At 72.5% G+C, this 22,546-nt stretch carries 25 protein-coding genes; 8 read left to right on the forward strand and 17 right to left on the reverse strand.

Translation table 11 applies throughout. The annotated features are described in order from the left end of the window. Positions 1 to 57: 57 nt before the first annotated feature. Genes AB0H83_RS16595 through AB0H83_RS16610 form a run of 4 tightly spaced genes read right to left on the reverse strand, consistent with a single transcriptional unit; the run spans position 58 to position 4,663 of the window. Positions 58 to 1,428 carry a GH1 family beta-glucosidase gene (locus AB0H83_RS16595; RefSeq protein ID WP_360093665.1) on the reverse strand — a complete coding sequence of 457 codons (1,371 nt, stop codon included), beginning with the start codon at positions 1,426 to 1,428 and terminating at the stop codon, positions 58 to 60. Between the two features lie 52 nt (positions 1,429 to 1,480). Next, the gene (locus tag AB0H83_RS16600; protein WP_360093668.1) at positions 1,481 to 2,320 is read right to left on the reverse strand and encodes a carbohydrate ABC transporter permease; all 840 of its coding nucleotides are present in this window, start codon (positions 2,318 to 2,320) and stop codon (positions 1,481 to 1,483) included. After that, entirely contained in the window at positions 2,313 to 3,404 is a 1,092-nt protein-coding gene (locus AB0H83_RS16605) for a sugar ABC transporter permease (RefSeq protein ID WP_360093671.1), read from the reverse strand. The genes AB0H83_RS16600 and AB0H83_RS16605 overlap by 8 nt, the downstream gene beginning before the upstream one ends. Continuing rightward, positions 3,401 to 4,663 (reverse strand): sugar ABC transporter substrate-binding protein, encoded by a 1,263-nt coding sequence (locus tag AB0H83_RS16610; RefSeq protein WP_360093674.1) that lies wholly within the window; start codon positions 4,661 to 4,663, stop codon positions 3,401 to 3,403. The genes AB0H83_RS16605 and AB0H83_RS16610 overlap by 4 nt, the downstream gene beginning before the upstream one ends. Before the next feature lie 505 nt (positions 4,664 to 5,168). On the opposite strand from AB0H83_RS16610, the gene AB0H83_RS16615 reads away from it, so the two are divergent. The 3 genes from AB0H83_RS16615 (at position 5,169) to AB0H83_RS16625 (ending at position 7,348) form a co-directional block, all read left to right on the forward strand. Continuing rightward, complete coding sequence (locus tag AB0H83_RS16615; protein WP_360093677.1) at positions 5,169 to 5,840, forward strand: helix-turn-helix domain-containing protein; 672 nt, start codon at positions 5,169 to 5,171, stop codon at positions 5,838 to 5,840. Position 5,841: 1 nt separating this feature from the next. Further along, positions 5,842 to 6,579, forward strand: coding sequence for an SRPBCC domain-containing protein (locus AB0H83_RS16620; RefSeq protein WP_360093680.1), 738 nt, complete (start codon positions 5,842 to 5,844; stop codon positions 6,577 to 6,579). A 325-nt stretch (positions 6,580 to 6,904) separates the two neighbouring features. Beyond that, complete coding sequence (locus AB0H83_RS16625; protein ID WP_360093683.1) at positions 6,905 to 7,348, forward strand: hypothetical protein; 444 nt, start codon at positions 6,905 to 6,907, stop codon at positions 7,346 to 7,348. 88 nt (positions 7,349 to 7,436) lie between these two features. Here AB0H83_RS16625 and AB0H83_RS16630 read toward each other — a convergent pair whose 3' ends face one another. From AB0H83_RS16630 to AB0H83_RS16640, 3 genes are all read right to left on the reverse strand, one after another. Next, positions 7,437 to 8,024 carry a hypothetical protein gene (locus AB0H83_RS16630; RefSeq protein WP_360093686.1) on the reverse strand — a complete coding sequence of 196 codons (588 nt, stop codon included), beginning with the start codon at positions 8,022 to 8,024 and terminating at the stop codon, positions 7,437 to 7,439. A 168-nt stretch (positions 8,025 to 8,192) separates the two neighbouring features. Further along, a complete protein-coding gene (locus AB0H83_RS16635; protein WP_360093689.1) occupies positions 8,193 to 8,960 on the reverse strand; it encodes an SDR family oxidoreductase in 768 nt (255 codons plus the stop codon). A gap of 5 nt (positions 8,961 to 8,965) precedes the next feature. Continuing rightward, positions 8,966 to 9,454: a carbonic anhydrase gene (locus AB0H83_RS16640; RefSeq protein WP_360093692.1), complete on the reverse strand. Its 489-nt coding sequence runs from the start codon at positions 9,452 to 9,454 to the stop codon at positions 8,966 to 8,968. A gap of 94 nt (positions 9,455 to 9,548) precedes the next feature. Between AB0H83_RS16640 and AB0H83_RS16645 the strand changes: the two genes are divergently transcribed. Then, on the forward strand, positions 9,549 to 10,694 hold the full coding sequence (locus AB0H83_RS16645; protein ID WP_360093696.1) for a geranylgeranyl reductase family protein: 1,146 nt from the start codon (positions 9,549 to 9,551) through the stop codon (positions 10,692 to 10,694). A gap of 62 nt (positions 10,695 to 10,756) precedes the next feature. Here the strand turns inward: AB0H83_RS16645 and AB0H83_RS16650 are convergent, their stop codons facing one another. Together AB0H83_RS16650 and AB0H83_RS16655 are read right to left on the reverse strand one after the other, a co-directional pair. Beyond that, on the reverse strand, positions 10,757 to 11,551 hold the full coding sequence (locus AB0H83_RS16650; protein ID WP_360093787.1) for an isocitrate lyase/phosphoenolpyruvate mutase family protein: 795 nt from the start codon (positions 11,549 to 11,551) through the stop codon (positions 10,757 to 10,759). Positions 11,552 to 11,805: 254 nt separating this feature from the next. Beyond that, positions 11,806 to 12,207 carry a hypothetical protein gene (locus AB0H83_RS16655; RefSeq protein WP_360093699.1) on the reverse strand — a complete coding sequence of 134 codons (402 nt, stop codon included), beginning with the start codon at positions 12,205 to 12,207 and terminating at the stop codon, positions 11,806 to 11,808. Positions 12,208 to 12,474: 267 nt separating this feature from the next. On the opposite strand from AB0H83_RS16655, the gene AB0H83_RS16660 reads away from it, so the two are divergent. Next, a complete protein-coding gene (locus AB0H83_RS16660; RefSeq protein WP_360093702.1) occupies positions 12,475 to 12,813 on the forward strand; it encodes a hypothetical protein in 339 nt (112 codons plus the stop codon). On the opposite strand, the gene AB0H83_RS16665 is transcribed toward AB0H83_RS16660, so the two are convergent. Together AB0H83_RS16665 and AB0H83_RS16670 are read right to left on the reverse strand one after the other, a co-directional pair. Then, positions 12,810 to 13,220, reverse strand: a complete 411-nt coding sequence (locus tag AB0H83_RS16665) for a nitroreductase/quinone reductase family protein (RefSeq protein WP_360093705.1) — start codon at positions 13,218 to 13,220, stop codon at positions 12,810 to 12,812. The genes AB0H83_RS16660 and AB0H83_RS16665 overlap by 4 nt on opposite strands. Before the next feature lie 38 nt (positions 13,221 to 13,258). Beyond that, positions 13,259 to 14,989, reverse strand: a complete 1,731-nt coding sequence (locus AB0H83_RS16670; protein WP_360093708.1) for a RecQ family ATP-dependent DNA helicase — start codon at positions 14,987 to 14,989, stop codon at positions 13,259 to 13,261. A 201-nt stretch (positions 14,990 to 15,190) separates the two neighbouring features. Here AB0H83_RS16670 and AB0H83_RS16675 point away from each other — a divergent pair, with 201 nt between their 5' ends. Continuing rightward, the gene (locus AB0H83_RS16675; RefSeq protein ID WP_360093711.1) at positions 15,191 to 16,078 is read left to right on the forward strand and encodes a sigma-70 family RNA polymerase sigma factor; all 888 of its coding nucleotides are present in this window, start codon (positions 15,191 to 15,193) and stop codon (positions 16,076 to 16,078) included. 21 nt (positions 16,079 to 16,099) lie between these two features. After that, the gene (locus AB0H83_RS16680; RefSeq protein ID WP_360093714.1) at positions 16,100 to 16,840 is read left to right on the forward strand and encodes a peroxide stress protein YaaA; all 741 of its coding nucleotides are present in this window, start codon (positions 16,100 to 16,102) and stop codon (positions 16,838 to 16,840) included. Between the two features lie 20 nt (positions 16,841 to 16,860). Here AB0H83_RS16680 and AB0H83_RS16685 read toward each other — a convergent pair whose 3' ends face one another. The 5 genes from AB0H83_RS16685 to AB0H83_RS16705 form a co-directional block, all read right to left on the reverse strand. Next, positions 16,861 to 17,457, reverse strand: coding sequence for an HD domain-containing protein (locus AB0H83_RS16685; protein ID WP_360093790.1), 597 nt, complete (start codon positions 17,455 to 17,457; stop codon positions 16,861 to 16,863). Positions 17,458 to 17,494: 37 nt separating this feature from the next. Beyond that, positions 17,495 to 18,208, reverse strand: a complete 714-nt coding sequence (locus AB0H83_RS16690; protein ID WP_360093717.1) for a response regulator transcription factor — start codon at positions 18,206 to 18,208, stop codon at positions 17,495 to 17,497. After that, the gene (locus AB0H83_RS16695; RefSeq protein WP_360093720.1) at positions 18,205 to 19,419 is read right to left on the reverse strand and encodes an ATP-binding protein; all 1,215 of its coding nucleotides are present in this window, start codon (positions 19,417 to 19,419) and stop codon (positions 18,205 to 18,207) included. The genes AB0H83_RS16690 and AB0H83_RS16695 overlap by 4 nt, the downstream gene beginning before the upstream one ends. 110 nt (positions 19,420 to 19,529) lie before the next feature. Then, positions 19,530 to 20,129: a hypothetical protein gene (locus tag AB0H83_RS16700; protein WP_360093724.1), complete on the reverse strand. Its 600-nt coding sequence runs from the start codon at positions 20,127 to 20,129 to the stop codon at positions 19,530 to 19,532. Positions 20,130 to 20,329: 200 nt separating this feature from the next. Beyond that, a complete protein-coding gene (locus AB0H83_RS16705) occupies positions 20,330 to 21,868 on the reverse strand; it encodes a DUF1996 domain-containing protein (protein ID WP_360093727.1) in 1,539 nt (512 codons plus the stop codon). A gap of 278 nt (positions 21,869 to 22,146) precedes the next feature. Between AB0H83_RS16705 and AB0H83_RS16710 the strand changes: the two genes are divergently transcribed. Continuing rightward, positions 22,147 to 22,272, forward strand: a complete 126-nt coding sequence (locus AB0H83_RS16710; protein ID WP_360093730.1) for a hypothetical protein — start codon at positions 22,147 to 22,149, stop codon at positions 22,270 to 22,272. 40 nt (positions 22,273 to 22,312) lie between these two features. Here AB0H83_RS16710 and AB0H83_RS16715 read toward each other — a convergent pair whose 3' ends face one another. Further along, entirely contained in the window at positions 22,313 to 22,510 is a 198-nt protein-coding gene (locus AB0H83_RS16715) for a hypothetical protein (RefSeq protein ID WP_360093733.1), read from the reverse strand. Positions 22,511 to 22,546 lie beyond the last annotated feature (36 nt).

Genomic DNA, 22,546 nt, shown 5'->3' on the forward strand with positions numbered 1-22,546 from the left:
GGTGGCAGGTCCTGTGGTGCCGCCGGGGGTGCATACCCGGCGGCACCATCCTCGACCCTAGATCACAGCGTCGTGGGTCACCGGGTGAGCGGCGCGATGGGCCCGGATCAGCTCCGCGTACCGGTGGCCGCTGGCCTTGATCGTGCGCTGCTGCGTGTCGTAGTCGACCCGGACCAGGCCGAAGCGCTTGTCGTAGCCGTAGGACCACTCGAAGTTGTCCAGCAGTGACCAGGCGAAGTAGCCGTCGACGGGGGCGCCGCGCACGATCGCGTCGCGCACCGCCTCCAGGTGCTGCTCCAGGTAGTCGACGCGCTCCTTGTCCTGGATCTCACCGTTCGGCTCGACCGTGTCGGCCCACGCCGAGCCGTTCTCGGTCACCAGGATGCTGCGCGGCCCGTACTCCTGCGTGACCGACACCAGGATGTCCTCCAGGCCCTTCGCGTACACCTCCCACGGCATCGCGGTCTCGACGGACCCCGGCACCGGGATCTGCCTGATGAACGGCGCGTGCCCGCCGGGGTCCTCGACGATCACCTGCCGGAAGTAGTAGTTGATGCCGAGGAACTCCGTCGGCGCCGCGATCAGCTCCAGGTCGCCGTCGCGGACCGGCAGGTCCACCTGGTACGTGTCGAGCATGTCGGCCGGGTAGCCGCGCCCGTACAGGGGATCCAGCCACCAGCGGTTGATGTGCCCGTCGGCGCGCCGGGCCGCGGCCACGTCCTGTGGCCGGTCGGTGCCGGGCTCCGTCGGGCTCAGGTTGAGCACGATCCCGACCGCCGGCGGCAGCTGCGCGGCGGCGCGGATCGCCTGGTTCACCAGGCCGTGGCCGAGCAGCACGTGGTGCGAGGCGTGCACGGCGCGGGTGAGGTCGCGCTCGCCGGGCGCCATGCGGCCCTCGAGGTGGCCGATCCAGCACACGCACAGCGGCTCGTTGACGGTGTTCCAGTCCGCGACCCGGTCGCCGAGCCGGCCGGCGACGACCGCCGCGTAGTCCGCGAACGCCTCCGCCGTCGCCCGGTGCGGCCAGCCGCCCGCGTCCTGCAGCGCCTGCGGCAGGTCCCAGTGGTACAGCGTCGCGAACGGCCGGATGCCCGCCGCGAGCAGCCCGTCGACGAGCCGGTCGTAGAAGTCCAGGCCGGCCGCGTTGACCGGGCCCGTGCCGGCGGGCATCACCCGCGGCCATGCCACCGAGAAGCGGTACGCCTCCAGGTTGAGCCGGCGCATCAGCGCCACGTCCTCCGGCCAGCGGTGGTAGTGGTCGCAGGCCACGTCGCCGGTGTCACCGTTGTCGACCATCCCCGGTAGGTGACTGAAGGTGTCCCAGATGGACGGTCCACGGCCGTCTTCCGTGACGGCGCCCTCGATCTGGTACGCCGCGGTCGCGGACCCCCAGATGAAGTTCGGTGGGAGGTTGGACAGATCCAGCACGGGACGGTTCTCCTCTGCGTGCTTGCTTGAGGACGGGTTCTCGGGGGCGGGTTCATTTGACCGCGCCGGCCGTCAGGCCGGCGACGAAGTACCGCTGCAGCGCCAGGAACCCGGCCACGACCGGGACGCTGACGACCAGGGACGCGGCCATCACCTGGTTCCAGTACACCTGGAACTGCGTGGAGTAGGCCTGCAGGCCGACCGCGAGGGTGCGGCTGTCCTGGTCGGTCATGATCGACGCGAACAGCACCTCACCCCACGCGGTCATGAACGCGTACACGGTGACCGCGACGATGCCGGGCACCGCCGTGGGCAGGATGACCTTGAACAGTGTGCGCATCGCGCCGGCGCCGTCGACCTGCGCCGCCTCGTCCAGTCCCCGCGGGATCGAGTCGAAGTAGCCGACCAGCATCCAGATCGAGAACGGCAGCGAGAACGTCAGGTACGTGATGACCAGCCCGAGGCGCGTCTGGTACAGCTCGAGCCCGGTCGCCGTGCCGAGGTTCACGTAGATCAGGAACAGCGGCAGCAGGAACAGGATGCCGGGGAACATCTGCGTCGACAGCACCGCCACCGAGAACACGCCCCGCCCGCGGAAGCGGTACCGGCTGATCGCGAACGCGGCGAACACCGCGATCGACACGGAGAACACCGCCGCGACCGACGCCACGACCACGCTGTTGCGCAGGTAGTTGCCGAGCGGGACGGTGCTCCACATGTCCACGAACGCCTGGAAGGTCAGCGTCGAGGGCAGCCACGTGAAGGAGTCCTGCACGTCCTGCAGCGGCTTCAACGCCGAGCTCACCATCACGAACAGCGGCGTGAGCACGAACAGCGCGAGGAAGCTCAGCACGATCCAGCGGGCGATCCGCTCGCCCCTGCCCTCACGCATGGATCCTCCTGCGGTTCGTGACGATCAGGTACACGGCCGTCACCAGCAGCAGGAACAGCAGCAGGACCACGGACATCGCCGAGCCCATGCCGAAGTCCCAGGTGCTGAACGAGCTGTTGTAGATGTGGATCGAGATGAGGTCCGCCTCCGGTGGGGCGGACCCGCCGAACAGCACGTACGGGGTGTTGAAGTCGTTGAACGTCCACAGGAACAGCACCAGCAGCAGCACCTGGTTGATCGGGCGCAGCGACGGCAGCGTCACCGAGCTCAGCCGCCGCCAGAAGCCGGCGCCGTCGATCGCGGCCGCCTCGTACATCTCCGCCGGCACGTTCTGCAGCCCCGCGGTGATGCACAGCAGCGCGAACGGCCAGGTCCGCCACACCGAGACCACCAGCAGCGCCCAGAAGCTGTTCTCGCCGATGAGCCAGAACGGCCGCTCCCCGTCGACCAGGCCGAGCTGGTCGACCAGGACGTGGTTGACCAGGCCCGTGTCCCGCTGGAACAGGAACCCCCAGGTGATGACGGCGGCGTACACCGGCAGCGCGTAGGGGGTCAGGAACAGCGTGCGCAGCAGGGCCCGGCCCCGGAACGGCCGTTGCAGGAACACCGCCGCGGACAGGCCGAACAGCCACGACACGAACACCGACAGCGACGTGTACAGCACGGTGATGCCGAACGACTTCGCCAGGGCCCGACCGGTCTCGCTGCTGAAGTCGACGGTCGCGCCGTAGTTGTCCAGCCCGACGAACGGCGCCGTCGACCAGTCCTGGATGTGGAACTGGGTCAGCTCCAGCAGGCTCATCCACACGCCGGTGAGCATCGGCACGACGTGGATCGCGACCTCCAGCACGACCGCCGGCGCGACCAGCAGGTACGGCAGGTACTTCGTGCGCCACAGCCGCCGGCGGCGGCGCTGCCCCTCGCTGAGGCGGCGCGGGGGCGGTGCGCCGACGGCCCGGGCGTGGTGCTGGCGCACGTCGGGCGCGGCGTGCGTCGGGCGGCGCGCCGGCACCGTGGCGGACCCGCGCGGGCGCGCGGCCGCCGGCACGGGCGTGTGCCCCCGTCCGGGACGGGGGGCGTTCATCCCTTCATCCGTTGCTCGACGGCCCGCAGCTTCGCCCGGATGGCGGCCTCGGTGATCGGCTTGTTGTTCGCCGCGTTGGCGAACTGCTCCTTCATCACCGCGCCGACCAGGGTCTCGAACTGGCTCTCGGTGGTGACCTGCGGCAGCGGCGCGGCGGTGGAGCCGAGCACCTCGGCGAGGATCTTCTGCTCCGGCGCCTGGAACGCCGGGTCGGTCAGGGCGGCCTTCACCGACGGCAGCGAGCCGTACACCTTGTTGAGGGCGACCTGCTCGGCGTCGCTGGTCATGAACTTCACGAACTCCATCGCCCCCTCCAGGTTCCTGCTGTGCCGGAAGACGGCGATGTTGATCCCGGCGACCATGCTGTTGACCCGCTTGCCGCCCGGCGGCGGGTTCGCCGGGAACGGCACCTGGGCGATGCCGTACTCCTCGGGGCTCATGCCCTGTGCCTGGAACGCCGACCCGGCCGCCTGCCACAGCAGCATCGCCGCCTTGCGGTTGGCGAAGTCCGACAGCGACTCGTTCTTGGCGTACTCGGCGTTGCTCGGGTTGACGATCTTGTCGACCGCCATGAGGTCGATGTACCGCTTGACCGCCTTGACGTTCTGGTCGGTGTCGAACGTCGGCTTGCCGCCGGCGTCGAACCACGCACCGCCGTACTGCTGGCTGAACGTGAACGCGTGGTGGGCGTTCTCCGACGGGTTCGCGCCCTCGATCGCCAGTCCCCACTGCTTGCCGTTGGTGAGGCGCTTGCCGACCTCGACGAGCTCCTCCCAGGTCGCCGGGGGCCTGCTGATGCCCGCGTCGGCGAACATCTGCTTGTTGTAGTAGAGCGCGTACGACAGCGAGTACAGCGGCACGGCCGCCGGGGCCTTGCCCGGGGCGCCCGCCGCGGCGAGCGCGGCCGGCACGAACCGGTCCCGGCCGCCGATGCGCTCGAACGCCTGCGGGTCGAACGCGATGAGCGCGTTGGTCGCCTGCAGCGACGCCGACCAGGTGTTGCCGATGTTGACCACGTCGGGGCCGCGCCCGGACGTGGCGGCGGCGAGGAGCCGGTTGAGCAGGTCCGACCACGGCACGACCTCGACCTTGACGTGGATGCCGGTCTTCTGCTCGAAGCGCTCGAGGACCGGCGCGAGGGTCTGCTTGTCGAACTCGAGACTGCTGCCCTGGTTGCTCGCCCAGTACGTCAGGGTCTTGGCGTCCGCCACGGGCTCGCCGCACGCCGCGAGCGAGCCGGTCAGCAGGGCGGCCGCCATGAGTGACGCCGCGATCCTGTGTCGTCCCGACACGGTGTCTGCCCTTTCGGTGGGTGCCGACCGGCGTGCCGAAGCGACCGCAGGGGTCGGGGCTGCGGTGTGACGGTCGCGCGCTCGACAGGTCGGGGTGGTGCTGGTCCCAGCCGAACGGGTGTGTTGCCGCGACCAGTTTCTATCGAGACTTAAATAATGTCGTCATTAAAGTGGGGGCCCGTACCGGAGTCAAGGTCGGTGGGGCGCCCGGGGTGCCTTGCGGATGCGATATTTGTGGATTTTTTACGTCGCGATAGAAGTGTGTCTTGACGGCACGGCAACCGCGGCGTAACACTCGTGGTCTCTTGAGAGAGCGCTCTCTCACCCCGCTTCAGGGGGCGCGACCTTGCTCAGGAACAGTCGAGCCGGAAGACCTACCCGCCCAGGTCTTCCGGCTCGACGCATGTGCGCCTACGGGCCGACAATTTTTCTTGTCTTGACAGGAGAAGTTGTCGGCCGTTACGGTGTCTGCATGTTGGAAGTCGGAGTCATCGAGGAGTCAGGCGCCGCAGAGGTGGCGCTGGACCCGATCCGGGCGCGGCTGCTGGCGCTGCTGGCGGAGCCGCACTCGGCGACCAGCCTCGCGGCGCTCCTCGGCCTGCCCCGCCAGAAGGTGAATTACCACCTGAAGACCCTCGAGGCGCACGGTCTCGTCGAGCTGGTCGAGGAGCGGCGCAAAGGCAACGTCACCGAGCGCGTGCTGCGGGCCACCGCGGCGTCGTTCGTGATCTCGCCGGCCGCGCTCGCCCCTGTCGCACCCGACCCCGACCGGTCGCCCGACAAGCTGTCCGCGCGGTGGCTGCTCGCGGTCGCCGCCCGCCTCGTCAAGGAGGTCGGCGCGCTCATCACCGGCGCCGCCCGGGCGGGCAAGCCGGTCGCCACGTTCGCGCTCGACGGCACGGTGCGGTTCGCCTCCGCGGCGGACCGGGCCGCGTTCGTCCAGGAGCTGACCGCGGCCGTCGCCGGGCTCGTCAGTCGCTACCACGACGAGCAGGCCGAAGGCGGCCGCGACCACCGCGTCATCGTCGCGGTCCACCCGAGCCTGCGTCCCGACGCCACGCACCGGGTGGACGCGGCGGCCGTCGACGCCGACATCGACGTCCAGATCCAGCACCAGCACCGGCCCGAGACCAAGGAGTCCTGACATGTCGCACGAGTTCGAGCTCACCCACGACATCGACATCGCCGCCACGCCCGAGCAGGTCTGGGACGCCATCGCCACCGGCCCCGGCATCGACTCCTGGTTCATGGGCAGGAGCGAGGTCGAGCCCGGGGTCGGCGGCCGTGGCTCCCTGACCATGCCCGGCTACACCGCCGAGTCGACGGTCACCGCCTGGGAGCCGCCGCACCACTTCGCCTACCGCGGCGACCCCGACGACAGCGGCGCGTTCATGGCGTTCGAGTATCTGGTCGAAGGCCGTGACGGCGGCAGCACCGCCCTGCGCCTGGTGCACAGCGGCATCCTGACCGGCGACTGGGAGGAGCAGTATGACGCGCTGCGCAAGGGCAACCCGCTCTACCTGCGCACCCTCCAGCAGTATCTGGTGCACTTCCCGGGACGCACCGCGGTGCCGGTGACCGCGTTCGGGCCGCAGCAGTCCGACCAGGAGCAGGCGTGGGCCCGCATCCTCACCGCCGTCGGCCTGACCGGCCCGGTCAGCGAGGGCGACAAGGCGCAGTTCACGTTCGACGGCGAGGACGTCACCGGCGTCGTCGACGTGCTGGCAGAGCCCGGCTTCCTGGGCGTGCGCACCGACGACGCGCTGCTGCGGTTCGTCGGTGGCGGCGGCATGATCTTCACCAGTCACCACGTGTTCGCCGACGTCGAGCAGGAGGCCGCGGAGCGGACCTGGTCGGAGTGGCTGGCCGCCGCCTACGCCTGATCGGCGCTGCCGGTCTCGCGTAACCGGCCGCAGTCTCGCGACCGGGCGCCGTCTCGCCTGAGCGGCCGTCCGGGAGCGCCGGAGGAGTCGGTGACCGTGCCGGCTCCTCCGCCGGGGTGAGGAGCGCACCGTGCACACCGCCGGGTATTCGATCACCCGCAAGCTCGCCGCCCCCGCCGGCGCGGGAGACATGCCCGCTGGCCTCGCGCGGGAGACAAGCCGGCTGGGCCTGCCTGGCCCGGTTACCGCGGCCAGCTGTCCGGACGAGGAGCAGCGGTCGGGTGAGGGGCTCCCGCGCGCGGTGGGGAGGCGTCACAATGCTCACGTGACGTTGCCCATGCCTTACAGCGGTGGTGGCGGTGAGCTGCCTGCGTACAACGGGCCTGACGTGCAGATCGGTGACGTGCGGGTCGACGGCCGCGCCATCTACACCCCGGTCGGGGTGTGGCCGATCCATGGGAGCCGGTGGATGGTGATCTCGCAGCCGGTGCCGATGGCGACGACGGCCGGCTGGGGGATCGGGCTGGGTGTGACGAGCGCGATCCTTGCCGTGATCCTGGCGCCGTTCACGTGCGGGCTGAGCCTGCTCCTGCTGTTCGGGCTGCTGTTCCTGACCGCGAAGACGCACACCATGTCGGGGCCGCTGATCGTGTCGGTGCAGGCGGGGCAGTACCACTACATGGCGCGGGAGGTCGTGTACTCGCCGCAGCACGCGGCCGAGGCGCTGCAACGGGTCAACTTCGCGCAGGCGCTGGCGTCGCGGTACTGACGGGGGTGAGCGCGTCCGCCGTGCTGACCCAGGGCGTCGCCCCGGCGGATGGCGTCGCCCCCGGCGGATAGCGGCGGCCGGTGCCGGGTCAGGCGTCCGGGTCCTCGTCGTAGCCGGCGAGGAGCTGGGTCCTCGTGCCCGCCAGGTGGGGCTCCAGGTCGCCGACCCTCGCCAGCTTGATGTCGGCCGGTGCCAGCTCCGACACGCGCAGCAGCAGGCCGGGCACCTCGTCGAGGGCGGCCAGCCAGCCCTTCTGCGCCGGCGTGACCTGCTGGTCGGGCCAGCGCTGGAAGGGTTTCGGGACGCCGTCGACCGTGATGCCGACCCGGTGGGGGGCGGGGGTGGAGGCGGCGCGGAGGTTGCGTTCGTAGGTCTTGCGGTCCTCCGGCGGCTGCGGCATGACGGCGGCGACCCGCATGTCGATGAGCAGCGGCAGCGGAGGGCCGGCGGTGGTGACGACCTCGACCCAGCCGCCGCCGGCCGCCGGGTCGCCGTAGGTGAGGCCGGCGTGCACGAGCCGGTCGTCGTCCCAGGCCCAGCCGCCGATGCGGCACGGACCGGACCAGCCGGCCATCCCGTACAACGGCAGCGCGGCGGCACTCGCACGGATCCGGTTCGCCCGCTGGTCGATCAGCGCGGTGAACTCGATGCGGTTCAGCCGTCCCCCGTATCGCATGGGATCGATCGTGCAGCATCGTCGGCGTTTGTGGCGGTCCGTCACCCCTCGCGGGAACCCCCGCAGTTTGCCCTCAACGCACGGAAACCCGGCGGAACCGGCGATCAGCGGATGGAGGCGCCGCCGGGACCGGCCGCGGGAGCGGGCCGGTGAACAGGGAAAAGGTCCTCAGCGGGCCTCCGGGTCGGCGCCCCTCGCGGCGCGGCCGCCGTCGACCGGCAGGACGGCGCCGGAGATGAAGGACGACGCCGGGGAGAGCAGGAACGCGACCGCCTCGGCGACCTCGGTGGCGTCGCCGGGCCGGCCGAGCGGGTGCAGGACGGCGAGCTCGTCCAGAATGTGGGCGGCTTCGTCCGGTGGGCGGGCGGCGAGGTACGCGTCCGAACGTTCGGTGCCGATCGAGCCGAGGGCGACGGCGTTGACGCGGATGCCGTGCAGGCCGTGGTCGACGGCGAGGGCGCGGGTGAGGCCCTCGATGGCGGCCTTCGCCGTCGTGTACGGCAGCGCCCCCCGCACCGGGCGTTGCGCCTGGTGCGAGGAGACGTTGACGATGGCGCCGCCGTGGCCCGCCGCGCGGAAGCGGCGCACGGCGGTGGCGCTGCCGGCCACGGCCGGTGCCAGGTTCGCCACGATGTGTGCGAGGACCTCGGAGGGCGGTACCGTGTCGATCCACGCGTCGCGGAACACGGCGGCGTTGTTGACCCAGCCGGCGAGCGGGCCCCGGGCCTCGGCGAGGTCGGCCGCATGATCGGTGACGAGACCGTCAGCGGCGTCGCCGCTGAGCCCCACGAGACGCGCCCCGGCCGACGGGAGCCACGCCAGCGCCGACGGGTCGCGTTCGAGCACGACGACGGCGGTGTCGTCGTCGCGCAGCAGCCGCATGACGACGGCACGGCCGACGCCGCGGCCGCCGCCCGTCACGACGAAGGAGCGCACCGCGCTCAGCGCACCTCTTCGATCTTTGCGGTGGCCACGTCGAAGATGAACCCGCGCACGTCCTCGCGGTGCGGGAGCCACTCGCACGCATGGACCGCCTCGATGGAGGCGCGCATCGTGTCGTGCAGGTCGCTGAAGCCGGGCACGTCCCAGCTCGGCGCCCGGCCCGTCTCGGCGGTGAGCGTCGCGCGGAACTTGTCGTCTTCGAAGCCCTGCATGCCGCACTCGGTGTGGTGGATCAGCACGACCTCACGGGTGCCGAGCAGCCGCTGGCTGATCGCCAGGGAGCGCAGCACCTCCTCCGTCGGCAGGCCGCCGGCGTTACGGATCAGGTGCGCGTCGCCGATTTCGAGGCCCAGCGCGCCGAACAGGTCCAGGCGGGAGTCCATGCACGCGATGACGGCCAGCCGCAGCTTGGGCCGCAACGGGCGGGGCCCGGGAAACGTGGTGGTGTACTGCTCATTGGCATGGATGAGATGGTCGATCGCCGACATTCCGCCAGTGAAACAGATCGGTCACTCATTCGGATGACGTCTGCATCACACGAGGCCAATCTCACCTGTGAGAGCGGACCTCTACGCTGCTCGGGTGGATGCGAACGGGAGCGGCGACGCGGGTCGGCCGGACTGGGACGTCGTGGTCGTCGGCGGCGGGCCCTCCGGGCTGTCCGCGGCGCACGCGGCGGCGACCGGCGGGGCGAGGACGCTCGTGCTGGAGAAGGCGGTGCACCCGCGGTACAAGACCTGCGGCGGCGGACTGATCGGTTTCACCGTGCGGGAGGTCACCGACCGCATCGAGATCCCGGCCGACGACCACATCGTGCGGGCCGACTTCACACACGACGGCCGCCGCCCGTTCAGCCGGTCCGCCCGCCGCGGGCCGCTGCTGCAGATGGTGCGCAGGCCGCAGTTCGACGACGCGTTGCGCCTCGCCGCGGAGAAGGCCGGCGCGGTCGTGCGGCAGTCGGCGACGGTACGGGCACTGGAACAGTCCGCCGGCGCCGTCACCGTCCGGCTCGCCGACGGCTCGGCGGTCACCGGCACGACCGTGATCGGCGCCGACGGCTCGTCCGGGATCACTGCCCGGCACGCCGGCGTCGAGTACGGCCAGGTCGACCTCGGCCTGGAGGTCGAGCTGCCGGTGCCGGCCGGCGTGGCGGCGCGGTGGAAGGGGCGGGTGCTCATCGACTGGGGTCCGCTGCCCGGCTCGTACGCGTGGGTGTTCCCGAAGGACGACGTGCTCACCGTCGGCGTGATCGCGGCCCGCGGGCAGGGCGAGCGGACGAAACGGTACCTGCGCGACTTCGTCACCCGCCTCGGCCTGGACGGCATCGAACCCGTGCACGACTCAGGCCACCTGACCCGCTGCCGGACCCCCGCGTCGCCGCTGCGCACCGGCCGGGTCCTGGTCGCCGGCGACGCGGCGGGCCTGCTGGAGCCGTGGACCCGGGAGGGGATCAGCTTCGCGGTGCGCTCGGGCGCCCTCGCCGGCGCGGCCGCCGCGACCGGCGACCTGGATGGGTACGTCACCGCCGTCGAGCGGACCCTCGTGCCGGCGATGACGGCGGGGCGGCGGCTGCTGGACACGTTCAGCCGGCGGCCCGGGCTGTTCCATGCGATGCTGCGGACCCCGCCGGGGTGGCGCATGTTCGAGCGGTTCTGCCTGGGGGAGACGTCGTTCGAACGCACCGTCGAACGGCTGCCGATCAGGACCGCGCTGCGGCTGCTGCGGTAACCCCGCCGGCGGCGCTACGGTGGCCCCGCGGCGGCGCTGCGGGAGGGCGGGCGGTGCCCGGGTCAGGGCGACATCAGCGCCTGCAGGTCGCCGTACTCGATGGCGCCGGCGAGGCTCGTGTACGTGCCCGCGCCGAACGCCTCCTGCGCGGCGCGACGGGCGACCCCGTACGCCGCCTCCGCCACCCACGAGCCGAGACTGACCCGGGCCACGCCCAGCTTGCCGAGCTCGGCGACCGGCGGCGCGCCCGGCCCGACGAGGATGTTCAGCGGCGCCGGGATCGCCGCGGCCAGCGCGCCGACGGTGTCCGCGTCCACCACGCCGGGCACGAAGATCCCGCTCGCGCCGGCGTCCAGGTAGGCGAGCGCCCGCGCCACCGTACCGTCGAAATCCTTTGCGCCGCGCAGGTACGTGTCGATCCGCGCGTTGATGTAGACCTCGGGCGCGGCGGCGCGGGCGGCGGCGAGCCTGGCCACCTGGTCGGCGACCGGGCGCAGGCCGGGGGCGGCCCCGCGGACCGAGTCCTCGAGGTTGACGCCGACGGCACCGGCCGCGGCGACCCCGCGCAGCGTGTCGGCGACGTCGTCCGGCGGCGCGCCGAACCCCGACTCGACGTCCGCGGTCACCGGCACGTCCACCGCGGCGACGACCCGCGCCAGGTGCGCGAGCATCGCCTCCCGGCTCAACGCGTCACCGTCGGGCACGCCGAGCGTCCACGCCACCCCGGCGGAGGTGGTGGCGACCGCCCGGGCCCCGGCGGCGGCGACGATCCGCGCGGAGGCGGCGTCCCACGCGTTGACGAGGACGAGCGGGTCGGCGGGGTCGTGCAGGGAGCGGAACAGGGCAGCGCCGGTCATGCCCACCATCTTCCCGGCGGCCGCGGTGCCGCTCCAACGTTTCAGCCTGGACTGCATGGTCGCCATCGGACTGTCCGCCGGCGGGGTCGCGCGGGTGCGGTTCGCGATCTCGCCGCTGCGGGAGACGGTCGCCGCCAGCATCCGCGTGCTGCGGGACCCCGGGCGGGCGGTGGCTCGAAAAGCGCGGCGCGCCGGGCCGTGGCAAGAATACCCACGGACCGGCGCGCCGGGTGCATGTGTGGCAGATGCGGAGATCAGCCGGCGGCGATCGACGGCGGGGTGTCGGTGTCGATGACGGTGGCCTCGGAGAAGGCGGAGTTCAGCTGCGCCCGCAGGGCGTCGAGCTGCGAGAACTCGGCCTGGTGCGAGGACTCGCTGCCCTCGGCGGCGAAGATGTGGTCCGACTCGGCGGCCGAGTGGTCGTACGACGTGAAGTTCGACTCCTCGTAGTGCGAGCCGTCCGCGCCGGTGAACTCGACGTGGCGGCCCTGGTCGAACGAGGTGGACTCGGCCGCGGCGTGGTCCTGCTCGTAGACGTTGAACTGGTTGTTGTAGTCGGACTCGCTGGCGTTGACCTGGTGCAGCTGGTCCAGCGACTCGTGCTCCTGGCCGGCCTCGACGTGACCGTAGTCCATGCCGCCGTCGTACTCGCTCATGGTGAAGTCCTCTCGGTATTGCGGGGGTGTGGAGTTTGCGATTCAGGTGGTGTTTCTGGCGCTGGTGTTGACACTACGAGCGCCGTGATGGCGTCGAATCACGCAAACGTGCCAGCCGTTCAACTGCCGTGGCGGGAGCGTATACCGTGCTCAGGGGCCTGGACTATCCCCGAAACGACAGTTGTCCCAGAGCCGGACACCTGACAGGTGCGCCGGTCGGCCCCGCCCGGCATACTGCGTGCCGTGCGGAAACACTGCTGCGACGGTATGCGTGCGCAACTGGCCCGGTCCGAGTCGGAGGCCGGCGAGGACGACCCGGACGTGGTCGTCGTGTACGACGCGAAGTTCGACGAGTACGGGCTGCCGGTCCGCGACGGCGGCACGTCCGTGGTCGTGATCGGGTACTGCCCGTGGTGCGGCGGGCGCCTGCCGGCGTCGCGGCGTGACGCGTGGTTCGACGCGATCGAAGGGCTCCAGCTGGACCCGTGGGAGGACGAGCTGCCCGAGCAGTACCGCGACGGCACCTGGTGGGCGCGGGACGCCGGCGACCTGGAGGGCACCAGCCGCGACTACGTCGAACCGGACAAGGTGATCAGCCCCGTCTAGCGGATCAGCTCGACCACGGGGATCCTGCGCTCGACGTCGTTCTGGTGGTCGGTGAAGAAGGGGTACCGCTCCACGATCCGGGTCCACAGCACGGGCCGGTCCTCGCCGGCGACGGGGCGGGCCGTGGCGCGGTACTCCTCGCCTTCCGCCTCGACGGTGACGGCCGGCTCGGCGACCAGGTTGCGGTACCAGTCGGGGTCGCGGACGGCGCCCGCGTTGGAGGCGATGACGTACATCCTGCCGTCGACGCGGATGTACATCATCGGCGCGGTGTGCGGCCGGCCGGTCCTGCGGCCCGTGGTGGTGAGCAGCAGCAACGGCCGGTCCTCGAGCCGCCGGCCGTTGCCGCGGAACTCGGCGATCAGCTTGCGGTTGTACTCGCGCTGGTCGACGGGGAGCTCGCTCATGCCAGCAGCCTACGGCGAGCGGCGGTGGTGCGCCTGGGTCACACGGGCTCCAGCAGCTTCGACTTCTGCACGATCGGCACCGACAGCGTCTTGTACCCGACCTCCTCGAACAGGACCACGACCCGGTCCTGCTCGTACGCCATGACGGTGCCGGTGCCCCACGCGGTGTGCCGGACCTCGCTGGAGACCGGGAACGGCCGGGCCGCGTCGGCGGCGACGGGGATCTCGCCGGCGTCCACCGCGGTCGTGACGGGGCGGCGCAGCAGCGGCAGCCGCCGGTACCAGGGGACCTTCGGCACGACCGGGTCGACGACGACGGTGCCGGCGGCGCAGTTGTCGCAGTGCCCGCACGCCCGCACGGCCTGCTCGCCGAAGTAGGCGAGCAGCGCGTTGCCCCGGCAGCCGGCGCTTTCGGCGTACTGGCGCATCATGTCGATCCGGGAGCGCCGCAGCGTCTGGTGCCGCTCGAACTGGGCGAGGGCGAGCCGGGACGCGTCCGCCGGGGACGGCGCGTAGCGGGCGGTGCTGAGCTTGTTGCCGGACTGCACCTCGACGGCGCCGACCTGCTCGAGCAGGCTCAGCAGCGACGTGACCTTCCGCGGCGGCAGGCCGCTGCGGGTGGCGAGGGCGGTGCGGCTCACCGGGCCCTCGCGCAGCGCGGCGGCCAGCTGCGTGAGCTCCTTGCCGTCGGGGGCGCCGGCGGCGAAGAACCGTTGCAGCGACACGTCCTCGGGGCGGAAGAACAGCACGGTGCGGGCGGGGGCGCCGTCGCGGCCGGCCCGGCCGATCTCCTGCAGGTAGCTGTCGGGGGAGTCGGGCAGCGCCACGTGGTGCACCCAGCGGATGTTGGGCTTGTCGACGCCCATGCCGAAGGCGCTGGTCGCGACCATGACCGGGATCTTGTCGGCCATGAAGTCGGTGTACCGGCGGGTGCGCTCACCGGCGGCGAGCCCGGCGTGGAACGCGACGGCCTCGACGCCGTGCTCGGTGAGCCGGGCCGCGTACTGCTCGGCGATCGCGCGGGTCGGCGCGTAGACGATGCCCGGTGCGGGCTCCTGTCGGACCTGGGCGAGGAGCCGCTGCCAGCGCTGCTCGTCGCTGGTGCAGTGCACCGCGGCGAGCTCCAGGTTGCCCCGGTCGAGGCCGGCGACGTGGGTGAACGGGTCGCGCAGCCCGAGGGACTCGGTGATGTCGGCGCGCACCGGTGGGGACGCGGTCGCGGTCAGCGCGACGATCACCGGGCGGCGGGTGCCGTCGCCGAGCTCGCGGATGAGGTGGCCGAGCTGCAGGTAGTCGGGGCGGAAGTCGTACCCCCATGCGGAGACGCAGTGTGCCTCGTCGACGGCGACCAGGCTCGGGCGCAGCCCGCGGACCTCGGCGAGGCGCTCCGGGTTGCCCAGCTGCTCGGGCGTGATGAACAGGAACCTGGCGGTGCCGGCGCGCAGCGCCTCCAGGGCGGCCTTCTGCTGGTTCGGCGTCTCGGCGGAGCTGATCCGGACCGCCTGGCCGTCGCGGCGGCGGTTGAGTCCGGCGATCTGGTCCTGCTGCAACGCGAGGAGTGGTGAGATGACGACAGTGGGTCCGGGCAGCAGCATCGCCGGAACCTGGTAGATCGCGGACTTCCCACCGCCGGTGGGTAACACCACGAGGGCGTCGCGCCGCTTGAGCAGGGCGCGCATCGGCGGCAGCTGTCCTGCGCGCAACTGGTCCCAGCCGAAGTGCTGGCGGGCGGCGCGGCGGAGGCGGGGTGCGAGCGGCACAAGATTCATCGCGGGCGACTGTACCGGTGTTCGAACGCGTCGGCGCGCTGAGCGGACAGGTGCGACACGCCGAATCTTGAGCACTCTCACCGGCTCGCAACCAAACAGCACCCGAAAGTGACGGCGACAGCACCCTTAGTAGCCGAAAGTTCTTCGTGTCAGCAGGTGGACCGCCTGCACGGGGTTCACCACAGACACGAGGGGGAACCGATGACAGCGACCCTTGAGGGTGCCACGCTCAAGGTCCAGTTGGAAGGCCGCGAGCTCGAGGACCTGATCCGCGAGCACCTGCCACTCGTCGGGCATCTGGTCCGCCAGACGCTCGGACGCCTGCCCGCCCATGTCAGCCGCGAGGACCTGGTGTCCGCAGGCATGGCGGCCCTGGCCGGCGCCGCGAAGGCGTTCGACCCGAGCCGGGGCATCCCGTTCGGCAGCTTCGCCACGACCCGCATCCGCGGCGCCATCCTCGACGAGCTGCGCGGGCTGGACTGGGCGAGCCGTTCGGTGCGGGCCAGAGCCAGGCAGGCCGACGCGATGCAACAGGAGCTGACCGCGGCGCTCGGACGCACCCCGACCAACCACGAGCTGGCCGAGGCGCTCGGCGTCAGCGTCGACGAGCTGCAGGCGATCGACGACGACGTGCAGCGGGCCGCCGTGCTGTCCCTGCAGGGGTTCGCGGCCGGCAGCGCAGAGGACATGGTCCCGGAACGGGCCGCCGGCCCCGAGGACCTGATCCTGCACCGGGAACGGATCGGCTACCTGCACAACGCCGTCGAGGCGCTGCCCGAACGGCTCGGCAAGGTCGTCAAGGGGTACTTCTTCCAGGAACGGCCGATGATGGAGATCGCCCACGACCTCGGCGTCACCGAGTCGCGGGTCTCGCAGCTGCGCGCCGAGGCGCTCATGCTGCTGCGCGACGGGCTCAACACGCACCTCGACCCGGACCTCGTCTCGGCCAGCGACAAGCCGACCGGGTGCGTCGCCCGGCGGCGCGAGGCGTACCACGACAAGATCGCCAACGCGGGCAACCTCAACAGCCGCCTGGCGCAGACGAACCACCACGGCATGCCGTTCGTGCAGTCCGGCCGGCACGCCTGACGCGGCTTGTACCCTCGGGCGGTGCTGATCCTGCTGCCACCGTCCGAGGGCAAGGCCGCGGCCCCGCGCCGCGGCGCGCCCCTGGACCTCGACCGGCTCTGCCTGCCCGAGCTGACCGGCGCCCGCACCACGGTCATCGACGACCTGGTGAAGCTCGCCGGCGACCCGCCGCTCGCCCTGGCCACCCTCGGGCTGACCCCGGGCCTGGCCGGCGAGGCCGCGCGCAACGCCGACCTGCGCACCGCCCCGGCGGTGCCGGCCGCCGCGCTGTACACCGGCGTCCTCTACGACGCGCTCGGCCTCGCGGCCCTCGCCGGGCCCGTCCTCGCCCGCGCCCGGCGGCAGCTGCTGATCTTCTCCGGCCTGTGGGGTGTGCTGCGCCCCACCGACCGGGTCCCGCCCTACCGCTGCTCGATCGGCGTGCGCCTGCCCACCGCCGGCGCGCTCACCGCGCACTGGCGCGCCGCGCTGCCGCCGGTCCTCGACGCGCTCGCCGGCGACACGCTCGTGCTGGACCTGCGCTCCTCGGCGTACACACCGATGTGGGCCCCGCGCAACGCCGTCACCGTCCGGGTCCTGCACGACGGCAAGGTCGTCAGCCACTTCAACAAGGCCACCAAGGGCCGCCTCGTGCGGGCCCTGCTGACCGCCGGAGCCCGGCCGAGGACCCCGGCGGCGCTCGCCGGCGCGATCCGCGACGCCGGGTACACCGTCACCGCCCGCAAACCCCACGAGCTGGACATCGTCGTCGACACCCTGTGACGGCGCCGGACCGGCCGGGGCTAGCCGATGCGGTGGCGGTACTCGGCGGCGAGGGCCGCGAGGTCGGGCTCGCCGTACCGGCGCACCATCGCGGCGAAGAGCTCCGCCTTGTCGTCGCCGAACCGGCGCACCGCCCGCTCGTACGCGCCGGCCGGCACGAACCGCGGCGGGCTGCTCTTGCTGTGGAACTTGTCGGCGTACATGACCAGCCGCTCCTCCTCGCTCACCGCGACGTAGTCGCCCGGCGGGATCGGCAGCCGCTGCCGGGCCACGTCGTCGCGGGTGATCCCGACCCCGGTGTGGCAGGAGCAGAACCGGCACACGACCTCCGGCAGCCCCGCCTCGCGCAGCAGCTCGTGCCCGAGCAGCCCGTGCCGCACGTAGCCGGCGTGGTCGAGGGTGCCGGTCGCGTCGTACAGCCGGTACACGCCGATGTCGTGCAGCAGGCAGCCCGCCCGCACCAGCGCCGCGTCGACCGGTGTGCCGGCCCGCGGCAGGAGCTGCTCGGCGATGCGCCATACGATCCGGCAGTGCGTCCACACCAGGTCGAACACCGCCTCGCTCGGCGCGTGCCGCTCGTGCAGCGCACGGATCTCGTCGTCGGAGGGCACCCACATGCCGCCTGATGCTGCCACGCCACCGTGCCGGCGGCGGTTACTCGGCCTCGCTCCAGCGCACCACGGCCTCGGTGCGGCTGCGCACGTGCAGCTTCGCGAACACGTGGTTCAGGTGGTTCTTCACCGTCTTCTCCGTCAGCAGCAGCTGCCGGGCGATCTGCGCGTTCGTCAGCCCCCGGCACAGCAGGTGCATGACGTCCTCCTCCCGGTCGGTGAGCCCGAACCGGGACCGGGCCAGGCGGCGGCGCTCGGCGTGCCGGTGCGCGACCCGCTCCCGGTCGACCTGGTCGCGCACCACGGACGCGGCCACCGACGCGGCGACCGGCGACAGCCAGCCGCGGCCCCGCGCCACCTCGTGCACCGCGCGCAGCAGCTCCACCGGGTCGAACTCGCCGTGCACGAGGTAGCCGCGGGCGCCGTGGTGCAGCATCGCGCGGATCAGCTCCGGATGGTCGTCGCTGGTCAGCACGAGCACCGTCGAGTACTGCGCGAGCGTGCCGATCACCGACAGCCCGTCGGCGACCGGCATGCGGTGGTCGAGGAGGGTGACCTCGGGCCGCAGCCGCCGGGCCGCGTCGAGGGCCTCCCGGCCGTTGGCCGCCTCGGCGAGGACCCGCAGCCGGTCGTCGCCGTCGAGGATGCCGCGGATCGCCGCCCGCACGATCGGGTTGTCGTCGACGACGAGGACGCCGATCACCGCGCCGGCGTCGCCGGCCGCGGCGTCGCCGTCGGGGCTGCCGGTGCCGGTCACGGTGCTCCTACGAAGCGCGGGTGGGCCGGGGCCTCCAGTGGCACGTGCACGGCGACGGTGCTGCCCGCGCCGGGTGCCGAGTCCAGGTACAGCCGGCCGCCGGCGATGCGGGCCCGCTCCGCCATGCCGACGATGCCGAAGTGGCTCGCCGACTGCAGCCGCGACAGGTCGTCCGGCACCGTGAAGCCGGTCCCGTCGTCGGTCACCTCCAGCACCACGCCCCGCCGCGACGGCGCCAGCCGCACCACGACCTGCCGGGCGTGCGCGTGCCTCGCCACGTTCGCCAGGGCCTCCCGCAGGATCCGGGTCATCTCGTACCCGACCTCGATCGGAGGGTCGACGTCGTGCAGCTCGGTGCGCACCGGGATGCCGGACGCCGCGCTCCACGCCGCGCAGATCCCGGCGACGCCGGTGGTGAGGTCCCGGTCCGGCACGTCGAGGCGCATCTCCTGCAGCAGCTCCCGGGCCTGCCGGGCGGCCGCGGTCGCGCCGGCCGCGACGGTGCCGGCCAGGTGCTCGGCCAGCGCCGGCTGCCGGCGCAGCGACGACGGCAGCGCCAGCGCCGCCAGCGACACCCCGCGCAGCGTCTTGCTCACCGAGTCGTGCAGCTCCCGGGCGAGCCGGGCCCGCTCCGACGCGGCCGCGGAGCGCTGCGCGGCCACCAGCAGGCTCGTGGACAGCTCCAGGTGCCGGGCCAGGGCCGTGGTCGCGACCACCGCGCCGAGCCCCGCCAGGGCGCCGGCCATGGGCAACGCGACGACGAACGCCGCGATGTCCGCCGGCGGGGCGCTGCGGTGCAGCACCTCGGCCGCCACGGCGAAGCTCACCGCGGCGTGCGTGACCCACACCGGCAGCGCCCGCAGGCCGAGCACGACCCCGGCGAGCGCGCCGGCGCCGGCGGCGTAGCAGAAGTAGGCGATCCCGCCGCGGCTCACCGCGAGGACCGCCAGGACCAACGCGAAGTCCGCGGCGAGCACGACCACGGGCCGGCCGGTCAGGCCCGGCCACCGGGCGAGGGCACCCAGCTGGCCGGCGGTGAGGACGGCGACAAGGGCGAGCACGGCGACGACCCGGGCCCGGTCCTCGACCAGCAGCAGCCCGGCGGCGGCCGCGCTCATCGTCGCCGCCGCACGGGCGATGAGCACCGCACGGGCCAGCGCCGCGGCCGCGACCGCACGGCCCGGCGACGGCCCGGACCCGCCCGACCGCATCACTGCCCACCCCGCCCGCGCCTGGAACTGCTTGCGGAGCGCAACGCTACTGGCCGGCGGGCCCGGCGCGACAGCCTTAAGCGGAATTTGATACGGACCTGCATCGCGGCTCAGCTGATCGTGACGACGTCGATGTCGGGCGCCGGGGTGGCGTCGTTGAAGAACGTCAGCCGCAGCGGGCCGGCGGGCAGGTCCGCGGTGAACTGGAACGACCTCGGCACCGTCCAGTCCGGGCCGGTCACCTGGAACGTGCGGGCCGGCGCCCCGTTGACGCTCACCTTCACCGAGCGGGGGCCGTCGACCTCGTACCCGACCGTCACCGTGCGCGACCCGGCGACCGGCAGCACCGTGCGGACCACGAGCGTGCAGGTGAAGCACAGGTAGCGGACCCGGTGCCCGCCGTGGCAGGTGCCGCAGGCGGTGACGGCGGCCCCACCGGTGAGCTCGTTGCCGGGGTCCTCAGCCTCGATCACGACCGGCGTGAACGGCGCCGGCGCGCTGCCGACCGCGATCGAGGCCTGTCTCGTCGCCGGGGCCGCCGGTGTCGCCGCCGGTGTCGCCGTCGGTCTCGCTGCCGGGTCCGCCGGTGCGGGGTCCCGCTCGGGGGCGATCAGCGGCGGCACGAGCACCGTCGCGGCGGCCATCCCGGCGGCCACCACCGCCACACCGAGCCACTGACCGCGCCGGCCGGACAGGCTGCGGTCGGTCACTGGCGCTCCTCGTCTGTCCCCGCGGGCCCTTCCCGGTGGCCACCTCGGCGGTCCTTCCGGTGGCCTTAGCCGGCGGCCGCCTCCGCGGCCTCGATGACCCTACGTCACCGCGCGGCCCGTACGACAGCAGCGCCGCCCGGCGCTACCCGGAGTGACCGGGCGGCGTCGGGCGGCGCGGGTACCGCTGGCCCTGTGGAGGGTCAGGGCAGCAGGTACTGCTCGTTCAGCACGTACGGGGCGGGCTGCTGGTCGTCGCGGCCGTCGTGGCCCCGCGGGTCGCACTGCCGCGCCGCGACGATGCACCCCTCGATCATCGCGGCCAGGGTCCGCTCGTCCCAGGCGTTGATGAAGTCGTAGTGGAACGTCGGGCCGGCGCCGCTGGTGAACCGGACCTTCGACATGTCACCGTTCACCGGCCACGCCATCTTGAACTCCAGCTTCGGCACCGCGACCGGGTGGCTGTCGGGGCAGACCCAGCCCGACGCGGTGTGGCTGTCCACCGGGTACACGATGTGGCTCTGGTGGTCCGGCGAGTCCAGGTGCAGCCCGTCCCAGCAGCTCGGCGCCTGGTACCGGATGTTGAGCTGCACGCTGCGGTCGGAGGGACAGGTCAGCGGGATGTTCTTGTTCTTGTAGCTGTTGCCGCACTCGAAGCCCTCCTCGGTGGCGGCGAGGAACTTGTCCGCGTCGGTGTTCTTGGCGTTGCCGACCACGAACCGCAGGCCCTTCGGGAACGGCCGCACCGTGCGGTAGTCGGTGACCCCGGCCTTGTAGTAGATGACCTGCAGGCCCACCGGGTTGACCGGGGTGTCGCCGTTGAGCAGGGTCGGCATCCAGTACGCGGACAGGTCACCCTTGGCCTTGCAGGTCGTCTGCCCCTTCGTCAGCGACTCGACGGTCGTGGCCGCGTTCGTGGTCGTGTTGCCCATGAACGTGTGCAGGTGCGACGCCCCCGGCAGGCCCGGGAAGACGATCGGGTCGTCGGCGAGGTTCGAGCGGCTGACCGAGCAGTTCGCCTGGAACTCGTGGAACCCGCCCTTGTTCGGCGGCACCTCGTGCGACGGCTTCACGTTCGTGACCGGGTTCGGCGCCATGACCCATCCGGTGCCGCCGGTGCCGCCGGTGGCGCCGCCGGTACCGGTGCTGCTGCCGCCACCGCTGGTCGGCTGGGTGGTGGTCGGGCTGGCCGGCGGGTTCACGGTGGCCGTCGCCGGGCCGGACGACGAACCGAACACCTGCAGCTCCCACAGCGAGAAGCCGTAGCCGGTGGACCGTTTGGTGCCGTACATCCGCACGTAGCGCCCGAGGCCGCTCACGGTCAGGCTCTGGGTGCCGCCGGTGCCGCTCGTCGTGGTGTACGCCGTGCGCCAGTTCGTCCCGTCGACCGACAGCTGCACCTCGAACGCGGTGGCGTACGCGCGCTCCCACTGCAGCACGACCCGCCCCACGGCGACCGGCGCGCCCAGGTCGACCTGGATCCACTGCGGGTCGCTGAACGCGCTGGACCACCGGGTCTTCGGGTCGCCGTCGACCGCGGCCTTCGCCGGGTAGCCCTGCCCCTCCAGCGACGACGCCGTCGCCGGCTTGCCCTGCGACAGCGGCTGGTCGTCGGCGCTGGCCAGGTTCAGCGGGCCGGTCGCGAACCAGCCGAGGAACCCGGCGAGCGCGACCACGATGCCGGCCAGGATGAACAGCCGCGAGCGTGGCAGGCGTCGCAGCGACACGGTTCCCGATCTCATCAGGTCTCCAGGATTGAAGTTCCGCCGCTCGTACGGGCGGCACGGCACCTGGACGCTAACCGCGCGCATGCCGGTACACCTGAGCCCAAAGACCCAGAGAGGGACCCAGGCCGACTATCCTGTGCCACATGGATGAGCCGGACTGGGTGGTGGTGTTCTCGATCCGCGGCGACGTTCCGGCGCGGGTGTTCCACCGGGCCTGGGACGCCTGACTGCGGCGCTGGGGCATCGACTGGGACCCGTTCCGCGACGACGAGGTCCGCGTCAACCACTACCGGGTGGCCAAGCCTGACGGCACGGGCGGCTGCCTGTGGACCTGGAACGTCCGGGCGGCGGCCCTGACCCGGCTCGGCATCGCCCCGCCCGCACACCCCGACCTGGGATCGCCGCCACCGCGCCGGTAGGTCGCGGCGGTTCGGCCTCCGTCGCGGCGCCGAGTGGGAGCTACGGCACGGTGAACCCGTCGACCGGCGCGATCTCGCCCGCCGGTCGCGGTGTCCACGACGACCACGACGACCACGGCACGCCGGGTCGCCAGGTCAGGAACCGTTCGCTGCGGGGGTCGGCCAGCCCGGCGAACCCGGCCAGGGTCCATCCGATGCCGATCACGGTGACCGCGAGCACGGTCACGCCGGTCGGCATGTCGCGGGAGCCACCGCGATCCCGACCGAGGCCAGT

Origin of the sequence: Dactylosporangium sp. NPDC050688 (assembly GCF_040654515.1) — a bacterium.
GTDB lineage: Bacteria > Actinomycetota > Actinomycetes > Mycobacteriales > Micromonosporaceae > Dactylosporangium.

Bases quoted from the DNA above. Each gene is read 5' to 3' on its own strand.
- AB0H83_RS16600 (WP_360093668.1), bottom strand. From the start codon at position 2,320: ATGCGTGAGGGCAGGGGCGAGCGGATCGCCCGCTGGATCGTGCTGAGC.
- AB0H83_RS16605 (WP_360093671.1), bottom strand. From the start codon at position 3,404: ATGAACGCCCCCCGTCCCGGACGGGGGCACACGCCCGTGCCGGCGGCC.
- AB0H83_RS16610 (WP_360093674.1), bottom strand. From the start codon at position 4,663: ATGGCGGCCGCCCTGCTGACCGGCTCGCTCGCGGCGTGCGGCGAGCCC.
- AB0H83_RS16615 (WP_360093677.1), top strand. From the start codon at position 5,169: ATGTTGGAAGTCGGAGTCATCGAGGAGTCAGGCGCCGCAGAGGTGGCG.
- AB0H83_RS16620 (WP_360093680.1), top strand. From the start codon at position 5,842: ATGTCGCACGAGTTCGAGCTCACCCACGACATCGACATCGCCGCCACG.
- AB0H83_RS16630 (WP_360093686.1), bottom strand. From the start codon at position 8,024: ATGCGATACGGGGGACGGCTGAACCGCATCGAGTTCACCGCGCTGATC.
- AB0H83_RS16640 (WP_360093692.1), bottom strand. From the start codon at position 9,454: ATGTCGGCGATCGACCATCTCATCCATGCCAATGAGCAGTACACCACC.
- AB0H83_RS16650 (WP_360093787.1), bottom strand. From the start codon at position 11,551: ATGACCGGCGCTGCCCTGTTCCGCTCCCTGCACGACCCCGCCGACCCG.
- AB0H83_RS16655 (WP_360093699.1), bottom strand. From the start codon at position 12,207: ATGAGCGAGTACGACGGCGGCATGGACTACGGTCACGTCGAGGCCGGC.
- AB0H83_RS16660 (WP_360093702.1), top strand. From the start codon at position 12,475: ATGCGTGCGCAACTGGCCCGGTCCGAGTCGGAGGCCGGCGAGGACGAC.
- AB0H83_RS16665 (WP_360093705.1), bottom strand. From the start codon at position 13,220: ATGAGCGAGCTCCCCGTCGACCAGCGCGAGTACAACCGCAAGCTGATC.
- AB0H83_RS16670 (WP_360093708.1), bottom strand. From the start codon at position 14,989: ATGAATCTTGTGCCGCTCGCACCCCGCCTCCGCCGCGCCGCCCGCCAG.
- AB0H83_RS16675 (WP_360093711.1), top strand. From the start codon at position 15,191: ATGACAGCGACCCTTGAGGGTGCCACGCTCAAGGTCCAGTTGGAAGGC.
- AB0H83_RS16685 (WP_360093790.1), bottom strand. From the start codon at position 17,457: ATGTGGGTGCCCTCCGACGACGAGATCCGTGCGCTGCACGAGCGGCAC.
- AB0H83_RS16695 (WP_360093720.1), bottom strand. From the start codon at position 19,419: ATGCGGTCGGGCGGGTCCGGGCCGTCGCCGGGCCGTGCGGTCGCGGCC.
- AB0H83_RS16705 (WP_360093727.1), bottom strand. From the start codon at position 21,868: ATGAGATCGGGAACCGTGTCGCTGCGACGCCTGCCACGCTCGCGGCTG.
- AB0H83_RS16715 (WP_360093733.1), bottom strand. From the start codon at position 22,510: ATGCCGACCGGCGTGACCGTGCTCGCGGTCACCGTGATCGGCATCGGA.